Source organism: Actinokineospora bangkokensis (assembly GCF_001940455.1).
Taxonomy (GTDB): Bacteria; Actinomycetota; Actinomycetes; order Mycobacteriales; family Pseudonocardiaceae; genus Actinokineospora; species Actinokineospora bangkokensis.
This window is the reverse complement of the sequence record NZ_MKQR01000009.1, coordinates 124,754-137,702: the sequence shown is the minus strand read 5'-3', so window position 1 is coordinate 137,702 and position 12,949 is coordinate 124,754. Positions and strand designations below refer to the sequence as shown.

Sequence of the window (12,949 nt, the reverse complement as noted above, 5' to 3'; positions counted from 1 at the left end):
TCGGCCGCACCTGCGCGCAGCGCGGTCACCCCCGGCGCGAGGCCTCCACTTCGGACCAAAAGGCGAGGACCCTGGTGTTGACCTCGTCGGCGCGTTCCCCCGCGATGGCGTGTGTCGCGGTCTCCCAGACCTCCGCGCGCACCCCGAACCGCTCCGCCCTCGCCGCGGCCCGGCGGGCATCGTGCAGGACGCTGCGCCCCGCGATCAGGGCGAGCGCGGGAACCGCGAGGCCGCGCAACTGCTCGTCGGTGAACGGCACCGGGGTGGGCAGTGCGATGCGGTAGGTGCGGATGCCCTCGTTGATCACGGTCGCCACCGGGTCGCCCGGCTCGACCTCGGCGCCGCCCGCGATCCACCGCAGGAACGCGGGCCGCCCCCACCGCTGGACGACCGGGAGCACGCTGAGCGCGCTGCGCAGCAGCAGCTGGACGGGGAACCGGGCGAAGGTCTGCACCGGGTCGACGAGCACCAACGAGGCCAAGCGCTCGGGGGCGCGCAGGGCGAGGTTGGCGGCCAGCCACCCGCCGAAGCTGTACCCGAGCAGGTGGGCTCCCCGCAGGTCCAACCGCTCCAGCACGTCCACCAGCCAAGCCGCCTGGTCGGCGGCGGTCCGCACCGGCGCGGTCTGCACGCTGCGCCCCGGTTCGCCGAGCAGGTCGAGCGCGTAGACCGGGCGGCTGCCCGCGAAGGCGGGCAGGTTCGGCTCCCACATCACGACCCCCCCGGCCCGTCCCGGCAGCAGCAGCACCGGGTTCGGCCCCGGCGCGCCGAAGCGGTAGCAGCGCACGGTGCCGAACCCCGTGCCCACGTCGACCACCTCGTCCGGGGCGGGCAGCGCGTCCAACCCCCGCTGGTAGGCGGCGTCGTAGTCGGCGCGGGCCCGCTCGGAGGTGAAGCGGCCGAGTGCGCCCGTCTTTTTCACGATACGAACGTATCGCGATGCGTCGGTTTTCGCAATCCGCTCGTATCGCGATACGCTGCCGCCGTGCCGAAGCGGGTGGACCACGAGGAACGCAGGCGGCTGATCTCCGCGGCGGTCCGGCGCATCGCCGCCGACCGCGGCCTGGAGGGCGTGAGCCTGGGCGAGGTCGCCGCCGAGGCGGGCATCTCCAAGGGCCTGGTGCAGCACTACTTCCCCACCAAGGACGCCATGCTGCGGCACGCCACGGCGACCCTGCGCGACCAGGTGCGCGACCGGGCCGCCCCCACCGACCTGCGCTCGCTGCTGGTCTCCCTGCTCCCCCTGGACGCCACCGCGCGCTCGGACGCGCTGGTGGCCACCGCGTTCCTGGTGCGCGCGCTCAAGGACGAGGAGATCGCGCAGCGCTTCCGCGCTGGGTACGCCGAACTGCGCTCGGTGCTCACAGCGCTGCTGGCCGCCGAGCACCCCGGCTGCCCCGACCCGGGCGCCGAGGCCGACCTGCTCTTGGCCGTCGTCACCGGCCTGTCGGACGCCGTCCTGCTGGGCCACCACTCCCCCGCCGGGGCGCTCGCCCTGGTGGACCGCCACTTGGCCCGGCTGTCAGGCTGACCCCAACCGCTCCCACAGCGCCTCGTCGCTGGTCAGGGCCAGCAGCACCCGGCGCAGGCCCACCAGCGGGCCCGGCTGGAGGGTCGCCGCCCAGATGGGGGCGACCGAGGCCCCGTCGGCGGCGGCGACGACCAGGTCCAGGATCGGCCTCGGCAGGCCGTCGGCGGCCAGGTCGGCGTTCCAGCGCCGGGCGTCGGCCGCCAGCAGGTCCGCCACGGCGGGGTCGGTGAGCAGCTGGGCGACCAGGGCCAGGTTGTTGCGCACGGCCTGGTCGTCGTCGAGGGTGTCGAGGCAGGCGCGGACGTAGGCCCGGCACAGCCTGCCCGGCGCGGTGTCGTCCGGGTCGACCGCGGCGAGCACCTCCGCGCGGAAGGTGTCCACGGACTCCTGGGCCAGCGCCAGCACCAGGCTGTCCTTGGTCGGGAAGTGGTAGAGCAACCCGCCCTTGGACACCCCCGCCGCGGTCGCGATGCCGCCGAGGGGCACCGACAGGCCGCCGGTGCGGATGGCCGCCGCGGCGGCGGTCATCAGGGCGCGGCGCGTGTCCTCCGGCGACCGACCGGCCTTGCGCGGCATGCTCAGCCCTCCACCTCACCCGTGCGTGCACCGGTGTTCTTACCGGAGGGGATCGCGCGCCAGGCGATGAGGGCGCCCGCGGCGGTGATGGCGGCCGCGATCAGGGCCGTGACCTGCATGGCCCCGGTGAACGCCACGCGCGCGACGTCGGCGTGCCCCGCCGCGACCGCGGTGGCGAGCGAGTCGCGGGTGGCCGCGTCGGTCACCGAGGCGGGCAGCATCGACCGGTAGAGCAGGGTCACCACCGAGCCGAGCACCGCGATCCCCAGGGCCGTGCCCAGCTCGTAGGCCGTCTCCGACACCGCCGAGGCCGACCCGGCCCGCTCCGGGGCGACGGCGGAGACCACCGCGTCGACGGTCACCGTGAGCGCCAGCCCCACGCCCAGCCCCATCGGCACGAGCGCCAGCCCCAGCCACAGGTAGTCCTCGGCGCCCTCCGCCACGGCCACGAGCACCAGGCCCAGCGCGGTCGTCAGCAGCGCGGCGCCGACGGTCCGGCCGCGCCCCAACCGGGCGGTGAGCACGCCGACCAGGGCGATGACCGCGATCGAGGCGAGGGTGGCGGGCAGCTCCGCCAGCCCGGCCGCCAGCGGGCCGAACCCGCGCACCAGTTGCAGGTACTGGGAGAAGAAGAACAGCGTGCCGACGAGGGCGAAGATCGCCACGAACCCGGCGACGACGGCACCGCTGAACGCCGGGTTGGCGAACAGCCGCACGTCGATCATGGGCGAGTCCAGCCGCCGCTGCCTGCGCGCGAACAGCGCGCCGCAGCCCAGGCCCACCGCCGCGGCGAACAGCGCCCGCGCGTCCGGGCCCGCGGACACCGCGTGCTTGACCGCGTAGACCAGCGGCACGACCGCGGCCATCGACAGCGCGGCGGAGGGCAGGTCGAACCGCCCCGGCCGCGGGTCGCGCGACTCCGGCAGCAGCACCGCGCCCGCCACCAGGAACACCAGCACCACCGGCACGTTCACCAGGAACACCGATCCCCACCAGAAGCGCTCCAGCAGCAGCCCGCCGACGACCGGGCCCAGCGCCACCCCGCCCGCGGACGCCGCCGACCACACCGCGATCGCGCGGGTGCGCTCGCGGGCGTCCGGGAACAGGGTGCGGATGATCGACAGCGTGGACGGCATCACCGTCGCCCCGGCGACCCCGAGCAGCAGCCGGGCGGCGATGAGCACCTCGGCCGTCGGCGCGAACGCGGCCAGCACCGAGGCGGCGCCGAACGCGGCGGTGCCCAGCAGCAGGGTCCGCTTGCGCCCGAACCGGTCGGCCAGGGTGCCCGCCACCACCAGCAGGCCCGCCAGGGCCAGCGAGTAGACGTCCCCGATCCACAGCACCTCGGCGGCGCTGGGCGCCAGGTCCCGCGCCAGCGACGGCACGGCCAGGTAGAGCACCGTCCCGTCGATCGCCAGCAGCAGCACGGCACCGACCAGCACGGCCAGCGCCGCCCACCTCCCGCGCCCCACCCGGACGCCGTCCTCCACCACGCTCATTACGCTCACTGTACCGTCCAGCCGGTACAGTTTCGCAATCCTGATGCCGCCAGTGGGACCGGCGTCACCCTGGCGGGACCCCGTTGACCAGCAGGTATCGGCGTTCGTGGACCGCGGCAGGTCAGCCCAGGACGGCGGGGGCGCGGTAGCGGATCGTCACCCGCTCGCCGCCCAGCCACTCCGTCAGCCGGGCGGCTTCGGCGTCCAGCTCCCGGCGCGCGGCGGCGGGCACGTCCGCCAGCAGCCGCACGCGCACCACGCCCGCCTCGTCCTGCACCCAGCAGCCGACGATGCGCCCGTCGACCCAGGCCGTGGTGACCGCGTTGCCCGCGCGGTCGAACAGCTGCGGCCCGTGCGGGCCCAGGTAGAAGTCGCGGCCGCGCCAGCCCATCACCGTCGGGTCGAGGGTCGGCAGCAGCGCCACCCAGTGCCCGGGGTCGGCCACCTCGTCGAGGTCGTCGGGCAGCAGCCACCCGGTGCCGCCGCCGTCGAGCGACACCCGCACCGCGTCGAGGTCGGCCAGCGCCGCGCGCACGATCGCCTTGGTGGCGCCCAACCACCACACGACGTCGTCCTCCGTGCCGGGCCCGAAGGTGCGCAGCCAGCGCCCGACCAGCTCCCGGTACCCCTGCGCGGCGCCCACCCCGGGCGGTGGCGCGCCCAGCCAGTGCGCGTTGGTGGTCCACTGTGGACGCGAGACCCGCCAGCCGCCGCTGTTGAGGCCGCGCACGACGTCCCCGCGGGCGCCCAGGTACACGATCACGTTGGTGGCCAGGTAGGTGCCGCCGGTCGAGTGCCCGGTCCGCTGGTCGATCATCGGCACGGCCGCGCGCAGCTCGGCGGCCTGCAAGCCGCCCGGGGCGTCGGAGAGCACGGCGAGCACCTGCTCGCGGGCGCGGTCCACCCAGGCGTCGGCGTCGGTGGTGAGCCCGGCGGCCAGCACCTCCTTGGCGATCTTGGCCCGCTCCTGGCCCGCGACGCGCGCGGACGCGCTCGCCCAGACCGCGGGCAGCAGGTCGCGGGGGAAGGCGAACAGCGTGCGGCGCATCGCCAACTGCTTCACCAGGGTCTTGTCCCGGTGCAGCGCCCGGTCGACGTCGGCGATCTCGAACCCCGGCACCCGCGCCCAGCAGGACAGGTGGACGGTCGGGGGTTCGGTGGCGTGCAGCGCCGTCATCGCCGCCGCCACGGCCTCCGGGGAGCCCAGGCGGCTCGCGGGCGCCAGCGCCTGCCGGGTGGCCAGGCGGGCGCGTCGTTCGTCGTCGCTCACGTGCCGCACCGGGCCATCCTGCCATGACCGGATCGTTCCGCGGGACGGCGTGCCGCGCCCTGGTCGCGCGGCGGTCGCCGGGACAGGCTGGTGGCATGAGCAGCGCACTCGTCGTCATCGACGTGCAGGAGTCCTTCCGCCAGCGGCCCGACTGGGCCCAGGTGTCGAACCCGGGGGTAGTGGGGCAGGTGGGCGCGCTGGTCGAGCACGCCCGCGCCGAGGGCGACCTGGTCGTGTGGGTGCTGCACAGCGAGCCGGGCAGCGGCACCGCGTTCGACCCCGCCTCGGGGCACGTGCGGCTCATCGAGGGCCTGTCCCCCACCGACGGCGAACCGCTGCTGCACAAGACCTCCCACAACGCCTTCACCACCACCAACCTCCAGCAGTTGCTCACCGCGCGCGGCACCCGCGACCTGCGGGTGTGCGGGATCAGGACCGAGCAGTGCTGCGAGACGACCGCCCGGGTGGGCTCGGACCTCGGCTTCGGCATCACCTTCGTCACCGACGCGACCGCCACCACCCCGCTGCCGCACTGGCGCACCGGTGCCGTGCTCGGCACCGCCGAGCTGGTCGAGCGCACCGAGTACGCCCTCGCGGGGCGCTTCGCCACCATCGCGACGGTCGCGGAGATCACCGGGGTAGCGTGACCGGATCGTGAGCCGTGTGGTGTTCCTCTTGGCACCCGGGGTCCACCTGCTCGACCTCGCCGGTCCCGCGCAGGTGTTCTCCGGGGCCGCCGACCTGGGCCTGCCCTACGAACTGGTGCACGCCGCCGAGCAGCCCGACGTGCCCACCGCGCAGGGCCTGGTGGTGCGCGCGGCGGACCTGCCGAGCACCGACCCGGACGACCTCGTGGTGGTACCGGGGTGGCGGGTCGGCGGACGGCTGCGCGCCACCCCGCTGGGGCAGCGGGCGCTGGACTGGCTGCGGGCGCACCACGCCGCGGGCGGGACGGTGGCGAGCGTGTGCGCGGGCGCCGACGCGCTGGGCCGGGCGGGACTGCTCGACGGGAGGCGCTGCACCACCCACCACGAACTCCAGGACGACCTCGCCCGCCGCTACCCGGCGGCCACGGTCGTGCCGGACGTGCTGTACGTGGTCGACGGGCCGGTGGTGACCTCGGCGGGCATCGCCAGCGGCATCGACCTGGCCCTGCACCTGGTCGCCACCCGCCACGGCCCGGCCCCCGCCGCCCGCATCGCCCGCGCCATGGTCGTCTACGCCCGGCGCAACGGCGACGAGCAGCAGCACAGCGCCCTGCTGCGGCACCGCTCCCACCTCAGCGAGGCCGTCCACCGCATCCAGGACACCATCGAGTCCCGCCTGTCCGAGCGCCTGCCGCTGGCCGAGCTCGCCGCCCTGGCCGCGTGCAGCGAGCGCACCGTCACCCGCCTGTTCACCAAGGCCACGGGCATGACACCCCTGCGCTACCAGCAGGCCCTGCGCGTCGAGCGCGCCGAGCACCTCATGGCCCACGGCGCGACGGCCGAGGCCGCTGCCCGCGCCGTGGGCTTCGAGGACGCCAGGATGCTCCGCAGGTTGAGACATCGCCCCCCGCCGCCCGCCCCCTCGCCCCGCCCGGCATCGTCCCCGGCCCGGCAGCGGCGGTGAACTTCCAGCCCGGTCCGCCATGGCCTGCCCCGGCACAGCGCCGCCCGCTTCTGCGAAGACGGTCCGGCACGGTGGCGAGCGGGCTGGTGCTTGCCCCTTCGGGCACGGGAGCCGGGCCGTCTGGGCCGTGCCGGTTGTCCGGTTCGGCGCAATGTCGGGTTCGGCACTGTCGCCGTGCGTGAGGGCGCGCTTACGGTTCGACCCCTCCCCGGACGGAAGGACCTGAACACGTGAAGCGCAGACGGAGCAAGGCCGTGCTCGCCGCCGCTGTCGGGGCGGCAGTGTCGATGGGCGTGTCGGTGGCCGTGGTGGCCGCGCCCACCGCGGCGGCCCAGCCGCAGTCCGGGCCGAGCGCCCGGATCATCGTGGGGTACCGGGCGGGCGCCGCGGCGGCGGTGTCCGACACCGCCGCCGCGCAGGACGCGGGCCGCAAGTCGAGCCGGGCGCAGGGCAAGCTGCTGCGCAGGCTCTCGACCGGTGCGGCGCTGGTCGAGGTGGCCGACGGCAGCAGCGTGGCGTCGGTGATGGCCGCCTACCGCTCGGACCCCGCGGTGGCCTATGTGGAACCGGACCTGGTCGTGCAGCCGCTGGCCGCGCCCAACGACACCGAGTACGGCAAGCAGTGGGACCTGTACGAGCCGACGGCGGGGATGAACGTGCCAGGCGCGTGGGACCAGACCACCGGCACCGGTGTCACCGTGGCGGTGATCGACACGGGCTACGTCGCGCACTCCGACCTCGCCGGGCAGGTCGTGGCGGGCTACGACTTCATCTCCGACGCCTCCAACGCCAAGGACGGCAACGGCCGCGACGCAGACCCGTCCGACCCCGGTGACTCGGCGGGCTACTTCGAGTGCTTCCTGCAGCCGTCGCACTCCTCAAGCTGGCACGGCACCCACGTCGCGGGCACGATCGCGGCGGCCACCAACAACGGCAAGGGGGTGGCGGGCATCGCCTTCGGCGCGAAGGTGCAGCCGGTGCGCGTGCTGGGCCGCTGCGGCGGCGCGACCTCCGACATCGCCGACGCGATCACCTGGGCCTCCGGCGGCACCGTCAGCGGCGTCCCGGCCAACCGCACCCCCGCGAAGGTCATCAACCTGAGCCTGGGCGGGCAGTCGTCGTGCCTGGCGACCTACCAGAACGCCATCAACGGCGCGGTGTCCCGGGGCACCACGGTGGTCGTCGCGGCGGGCAACTCCAACGCCGACGTCTCCGGCTTCACCCCCGCCAACTGCAACAACGTCGTGGCCGTCGCGGCGAGCAACCGGGCGGGCAACCGCGCCTTCTACTCCAACTTCGGCGCGAAGATCGACGTGACCGCCCCGGGTGGCGAGACCCGCCGGGAGACCGACGCCTCCGGCACCACCACGACCCCGGAGAACGGCATCCTCTCCACGCTGAACTCCGGCGCCACGACCCCCGCGGCGGAGACCTACAAGCCCTACATGGGCACCAGCATGGCCGCCCCGCACGTGGCGGGCCTGGTGGCGCTCATGGTCGCCAAGAAGCCCGCGCTCACCCCGGCGACCGTGGAGTCGCTGCTGAAGGCCAACACCCGGCCGCTGCCCGGCACCTGCACCGGCGGGTGCGGCACCGGGCTGGTGGACGCGACGAAGACGGTGCAGGCCGTCAGCTGAGCACCCGTCCCGGCCGCGGCCCCCCGCGGCCGGGACGGCGTCAGATCCACCCCCGCCGGGCGGCGAGGACCCCGGCCTGGAACCGGGTCTGCGCGCCGAGCACCCGCATCAGCTCGGTGAGCCTGCGCCCCACCGTCCGGTCGGTCACCCCCAGCGTGCGGGCGATCGACCGGTCGGCCATGCCCGCCGAGAGCAGGGTGAGCAGCTGCCGGTCGCGCGAGGAGATGCCCGCCCCGTCGCGCACCGACACCGGCGAGGCCCCCGCCCACAGCGCCTCGAAGCAGGACAGCGTCACGTCCAGCAGCGACGAGCGGCGCACGACGACCCGCCGGGCGGGGTCGGGCTCGTCGTAGGACAGCGGCAGCACCGCCACCTCCCGGTCGACGATCACCATCTTGCGCGCGACCCCCGGCAGCACCCTGGCCTGCTCCCCCGCCAGCACGCAGCGGTGCATGTGCTCGGCCTGCGCGGGGTTCTCCAGCGCCTCGGGGGCGTAGACGACGCGGAACGCCACGCCGTCGGCCAGCAGCCCCAGCTCGGCGTGGTTGGGCGCGGACACCCCGCCGAGGTAGGGCGGCGCGTCGACCACCAGCACCTCCGAGCGCGCCCGCGCCTGGGCCCGGGAGACCTCCGCCACCACCGCGTCCTCGCCCTCGACCACCTCCACCACCCGGCCCCCCGCGCCGGCGACCTCGCGGCGCAGCCGGTCGGCGATCCGCTCCACCTCCACCTGGACCTCCGCCAGTTGCGCGCGCCGCCGGTGCACCAGCGCGGTCACGCCGACCTCCGGCGGCACCGCGACGTACTCCGCGGGCGCCCGGCCCAGCTCCGAGACCAGCCCCGCCTCGGCCAGCCGGTCGAGCGCGGCGCCCACGGCGGTCACGGTCAGGCCCAGCACCAGCGCGAGGTCGGCGGCACCGCCGCGGCGCCGGTCGAGCAGCGCCAGGTACACCCGGTCGTCGTCGGGCCCGAAGCCCACGGGTTCCAGCAGCCCCATCCCACCTCCCGGTGATCACACCCGGGAAGAGGTGCGGGCCACCCGGCCGACACGCCGCGCACCCCAACGGAGCACCGGCGCCTCGCGGACAGCGGTTGTCCGCAAGGGCGGGCACAGTGCCCGCCATGGACGACGTCGACTTCACCGGATCGCGCATCGACCACCTCAACATCGCGGTGCCGGACCTGGCCCGCGCGGTGGCCTTCTACGAACCCGTGCTCGCCGCCATCGGCATCGGCACGACGATGACGGTGCCCGCCTCACCGGAACTGCCCGCCATGCACGCGTTCGGCTCGGCGCACAAGCCGTACTTCTGGCTCATCGACGGCGGGGTGGTGGGCTCGAACATGCACCTGGCCTTCACCGTGGACGACCGGGCGGCGGTGCGCGCGTTCTACGACACCGCGCTCGCGCACGGCGCCACCACCCTGCACGCGCCCGGCGAGCACCCGATGTACCACGACACCTACCACGGCGCGTTCGTCGCCGACCCGCACGGGATCAACCTGGAAGCCGTCTGCCACCGCTGATCCCCGCGGGCTCGCCCGTTCCGCCGTCGAACCTCTCCGCGGTCGAGGGACCGGCCGCGCGCTTCCCCGGGTCGCGGGCGCGTGTTACTTTCAGCACGCGCCCGCATCCGGTGAAGGCTTGTCGAAAGCGTTGCCCCGCACCGCCCCGGCAAGGTCCACCGGACCTGTCCCGAGGAGTTCGACGATGGCTCCACTGCGCCGGTTGTGCGCCCTGCTGATCGCCTTCCTCCTGCTGGCGGCACTGCCCGCGAGCGCCGGGGAGGTGAGCGCGACCGGGGCGACCGGGCTGCGCGCGGCCGACCCGAGCGTGATCCGCGTCGGCGGCACGTACTACTCGGTGCAGTCCGCGGGCGGGGGCATCGAGGTGCGCCAGGCGGGCTCGCCGGGCGGGCTGGCGGGGGCCGCGCCGCGGCGGGTGTGGACCGACCCCGGCCTGGGGTCGGTGTGGGCGCCGGAACTGGTGCGCGACAGCGGCCGGTACTACATCTACTTCGCGGCGGGCAACGACGCGGCGCACCGGATGTACGTCATCAGCTCCGCGAGCCCCGACTCCGGCTACTCCGGGCACACCCAGCTGCGCCTGCCCGGCGACAAGTTCGCCATCGACGGCACCCTGTTCACCTTCGGCGGCCAGCGCTACTTCGTCTGGTCCGGCTGGGAGGGCGACACCAACGTCGAGCAGAACCTCTACATCGCGCGGATGTCCGACCCGCAGACCCCGACCGGCGGCCGGTTCATCATCTCCCAGCCGCGGGAGCCGTGGGAGCGGGTGGTCGGCAACCCGTTCATCAACGAGGCGCCCGAGGCCATCCGCGACCCCAACGGCCAACTGCACGTCGTCTACTCCGCGAACGGCAGCTGGAGCGACCAGTACTGCCTGGCCGACCTGCGCCTGCGCGCGGGCGGCGACCCCACCTACGAGTGGGACTGGTACAAGTCCAACGGCTGCCTGTTCGGCTCCAACCGCTCGACGATGATGGGCGGCTGGGACCCGACCCTGTACGTCAACGGCCCCGGCCACCACACCTTCGTCCTGCTCGACGGCGACATCGCCACCAGCCCGCCGCCCGGGCCCACGTTCCCGCTCATGTACCACGCCGTCGCCAAGGGCACGCCGTACAGCTGGGACAACCGCTTCTGGTACACCGGCAGCTTCACCTGGTGGGGCGGCACCACCTACAGCAGGCAGAACGTCCCCGGGTCACCCACCGACACGGGCTGGGGCCTGAAGTTCTTCGAGTGACCCGCCCTGGTCCAGCCGCGACGGCCACCACGTGCGCGGCCCGAGGTCGACCACCAGCGCGGGCACCAGCACCGACCGCACCAGCAGCGTGTCGAGCAGCACCCCGAACGCCACGATGAACGCGATCTGCGCCAGGAACAGGATCGGGATCACCGCCAGCGCGGAGAACGTCGCCGCCAGCACCACCCCCGCCGAGGTGATCACCCCGCCGGTGAGCACCAGCGCGCGCGGCGCACCGGCCCGCGTGCCGACCGACCTCGCCTCCTCCCGCACGCGCGTCATGAGGAAGATGTTGTAGTCGATCCCCAGCGCCACCAGGAAGACGAACCCGAACAGCGGCACCACGGGGTCGGCGCCGGGGAAGTCGAGGACGTGGTTGAACACCAGCGCCGAGACCCCCATCGTGGCCGCGAAGGACAGCACCACGGTCCCGATGAGCAGCAGCGGCGCGAGCAGGGCCCGCAGCAGCAGGGCCAGCAGCAGGAAGATCACCAGCAGCACCACGGGGATGATGACGAGCCGGTCGCGCGCGGCGGTGTCCCGCGTGTCCAGCAGCGTCGCGGTCGTCCCCCCGACCTTCGCGCCCGCGGGGTGCACGGCCTCGCGCAGGCGCTCGACCGTCGCCAGCGCCGCTTCGGACCCGGGCGCGTCCGACAGCACGACCTGCACCTCAGCGAGACCGTCCCGGGCCACCCCGCGGCGGACGTCGGCCACCCCGTCCACCCGCGCCGCCGCCGTCACCTGGTCCACAGTGGCCTCAGGGGTGATGACGACGGCCGGGGACCCCGATCCCCCTGGGAAGTACCGGGACAGGATTTCCTGACCCCGCACGGATTCCACGTCGGTGAGGAACACCGCGGACTGGTCGGTGCCACCCGCCTTGAGCTGCGGCAGGAAGGCCGCCCCGACGACCAGCACCAGCGCGCTCAACACCCAGGCGACCCGCGGCTTGCGCGTCGCCGCACCCGCGATCCGCGCCCACACCCCGGACTTCTCCGGGTGCTCGGACCCGAACGCGGGCCGGAACGGCCAGAACGCCGCCCGCCCCGTGAGCGCCAGCACCGCGGGCAGGAACGTCACCGTGGTCACCAGCGACGCCCCGATCCCGATGGCCGCCACCGGCCCGAGCCCCCGGGTCGAGTTGAGGTCGGACAGGAGCAGGCACAGCACCCCCAGGATGACCGTGCCCGCCGACGCCGCGATCGGCTCCACCGTCCCCCGCCACGCGGCCTTGATCGCCGCGTACTTGTCCTCGGTGTCCCGCAACTCCTCGCGGAACCGCGCCACGAGCAGCAGCGCGTAGTCGGTGGCGGCCCCGAACACGAGGATGAACAAGATCCCCTGGCTCTGCCCGTTCAACGCGATGACACCGTTGTCCGCCAACAGGTAGACGACGAGGCTCGCCAACCCGAGCGCGAACACCGCCGACAGGAGCACGAAGACCGGCAACAGCGGACTGCGGTAGACGACGACCAGGATGAGCGCCACCACCGCCCCCGCCACGAGCAGCAGCAGCCCGTCGATCCCCCCGAACGCGTCCACGAGATCAGCGGCTTGCGCGGCAGGACCGGTGACCAGGGCGGTGAGCCCTTCCGGTGCGGTGCTCGCGATGTCCGCCCGCAACGCCTCGACCGCCTCCGCGACACCGGTTGCCGGATCGAGCGGGACGAACACCTCGGCGGCGTTCTGGGCGGGGATCACGGGTGACCCCTTGGCGAGGGTGGCGAGGAACGCCCGGTCGGCGTCGGTGAGGCCACCCTGCCGCTCAGCCACCACGATGGCCGGGATGGACTTGCCCTCGCCGAGCTGCCGCTGGAGGGCGGAGACCTCCACGGACTCGGATTCCGCGGGCAGGAACGCGCTGCCGTCGTTCTCCGCCACCGAGCTGAGCTTGCCCGCGAAGGACCCGGACACCCCACCCAACGCCAACCACGCGACGGCCAGCAGCGCGGGCAGCAGCCACCGCAGTCTCGTCCCCATGCCTACCTCTTCGATCGGCGGATTGTTCGACGGGCGAAATGTAGCTGGGTGGGGGTGGGGGTGCAAGTCGGGGGG

The 12,949-nt window shown here is 74.4% G+C and carries 12 protein-coding genes; 6 read left to right on the top strand and 6 right to left on the bottom strand.

What is annotated here, in order from left to right:
* Positions 1-25 precede the first annotated feature (25 nt).
* Positions 26-922, bottom strand: coding sequence for an alpha/beta fold hydrolase (locus BJP25_RS09160; protein ID WP_143218962.1), 897 nt, complete (start codon positions 920-922; stop codon positions 26-28).
* Positions 923-985: 63 nt separating this feature from the next.
* Between BJP25_RS09160 and BJP25_RS09155 the strand changes: the two genes are divergently transcribed.
* On the top strand, positions 986-1,531 hold the full coding sequence (locus BJP25_RS09155; protein ID WP_075974416.1) for a TetR/AcrR family transcriptional regulator: 546 nt from the start codon (positions 986-988) through the stop codon (positions 1,529-1,531).
* Here BJP25_RS09155 and BJP25_RS09150 read toward each other — a convergent pair.
* The 3 genes from BJP25_RS09150 to BJP25_RS09140 all read right to left on the bottom strand — a co-directional run bounded on the left by BJP25_RS09150 (position 1,523) and on the right by BJP25_RS09140 (position 4,885).
* Positions 1,523-2,107 carry a TetR/AcrR family transcriptional regulator gene (locus BJP25_RS09150; RefSeq protein WP_075974415.1) on the bottom strand — a complete coding sequence of 195 codons (585 nt, stop codon included), beginning with the start codon at positions 2,105-2,107 and terminating at the stop codon, positions 1,523-1,525. The genes BJP25_RS09155 and BJP25_RS09150 overlap by 9 nt on opposite strands.
* A 2-nt stretch (positions 2,108-2,109) precedes the next feature.
* Entirely contained in the window at positions 2,110-3,606 is a 1,497-nt protein-coding gene (locus tag BJP25_RS09145; protein WP_075974414.1) for an MFS transporter, read from the bottom strand.
* Positions 3,607-3,727: 121 nt separating this feature from the next.
* Positions 3,728-4,885 (bottom strand): winged helix DNA-binding domain-containing protein, encoded by a 1,158-nt coding sequence (locus tag BJP25_RS09140; protein ID WP_075974413.1) that lies wholly within the window; start codon positions 4,883-4,885, stop codon positions 3,728-3,730.
* Positions 4,886-4,971: 86 nt separating this feature from the next.
* Here BJP25_RS09140 and BJP25_RS09135 point away from each other — a divergent pair, with 86 nt between their 5' ends.
* From BJP25_RS09135 to BJP25_RS09125, 3 genes are all read left to right on the top strand, one after another.
* Positions 4,972-5,523, top strand: a complete 552-nt coding sequence (locus tag BJP25_RS09135) for a cysteine hydrolase family protein (RefSeq protein ID WP_075974412.1) — start codon at positions 4,972-4,974, stop codon at positions 5,521-5,523.
* Positions 5,524-5,530: 7 nt separating this feature from the next.
* Complete coding sequence (locus tag BJP25_RS09130; protein ID WP_075974411.1) at positions 5,531-6,487, top strand: GlxA family transcriptional regulator; 957 nt, start codon at positions 5,531-5,533, stop codon at positions 6,485-6,487.
* Between the two features lie 230 nt (positions 6,488-6,717).
* Positions 6,718-8,124, top strand: a complete 1,407-nt coding sequence (locus tag BJP25_RS09125; RefSeq protein WP_198943402.1) for a S8 family peptidase — start codon at positions 6,718-6,720, stop codon at positions 8,122-8,124.
* Between the two features lie 40 nt (positions 8,125-8,164).
* On the opposite strand, the gene BJP25_RS09120 is transcribed toward BJP25_RS09125, so the two are convergent.
* Entirely contained in the window at positions 8,165-9,121 is a 957-nt protein-coding gene (locus tag BJP25_RS09120) for a helix-turn-helix transcriptional regulator (RefSeq protein ID WP_075974409.1), read from the bottom strand.
* Positions 9,122-9,246: 125 nt separating this feature from the next.
* Here BJP25_RS09120 and BJP25_RS09115 point away from each other — a divergent pair, with 125 nt between their 5' ends.
* Positions 9,247-9,651, top strand: coding sequence for a VOC family protein (locus BJP25_RS09115; protein ID WP_075974773.1), 405 nt, complete (start codon positions 9,247-9,249; stop codon positions 9,649-9,651).
* Between the two features lie 184 nt (positions 9,652-9,835).
* Entirely contained in the window at positions 9,836-10,894 is a 1,059-nt protein-coding gene (locus BJP25_RS09110; RefSeq protein WP_075974408.1) for a glycoside hydrolase family 43 protein, read from the top strand.
* Here the strand turns inward: BJP25_RS09110 and BJP25_RS09105 are convergent.
* Positions 10,853-12,874: an MMPL family transporter gene (locus BJP25_RS09105; protein ID WP_075974407.1), complete on the bottom strand. Its 2,022-nt coding sequence runs from the start codon at positions 12,872-12,874 to the stop codon at positions 10,853-10,855. The genes BJP25_RS09110 and BJP25_RS09105 overlap by 42 nt on opposite strands.
* Between the last annotated feature and the right edge of the window lie 75 nt (positions 12,875-12,949).

Bases quoted from the DNA above. Each gene is read 5' to 3' on its own strand.
- BJP25_RS09150 (WP_075974415.1), bottom strand. From the start codon at position 2,107: ATGCCGCGCAAGGCCGGTCGGTCGCCGGAGGACACGCGCCGCGCCCTG.
- BJP25_RS09115 (WP_075974773.1), top strand. From the start codon at position 9,247: ATGGACGACGTCGACTTCACCGGATCGCGCATCGACCACCTCAACATC.
- BJP25_RS09135 (WP_075974412.1), top strand. From the start codon at position 4,972: ATGAGCAGCGCACTCGTCGTCATCGACGTGCAGGAGTCCTTCCGCCAG.
- BJP25_RS09110 (WP_075974408.1), top strand. From the start codon at position 9,836: ATGGCTCCACTGCGCCGGTTGTGCGCCCTGCTGATCGCCTTCCTCCTG.
- BJP25_RS09145 (WP_075974414.1), bottom strand. From the start codon at position 3,606: ATGAGCGTGGTGGAGGACGGCGTCCGGGTGGGGCGCGGGAGGTGGGCG.
- BJP25_RS09120 (WP_075974409.1), bottom strand. From the start codon at position 9,121: ATGGGGCTGCTGGAACCCGTGGGCTTCGGGCCCGACGACGACCGGGTG.
- BJP25_RS09105 (WP_075974407.1), bottom strand. From the start codon at position 12,874: ATGGGGACGAGACTGCGGTGGCTGCTGCCCGCGCTGCTGGCCGTCGCG.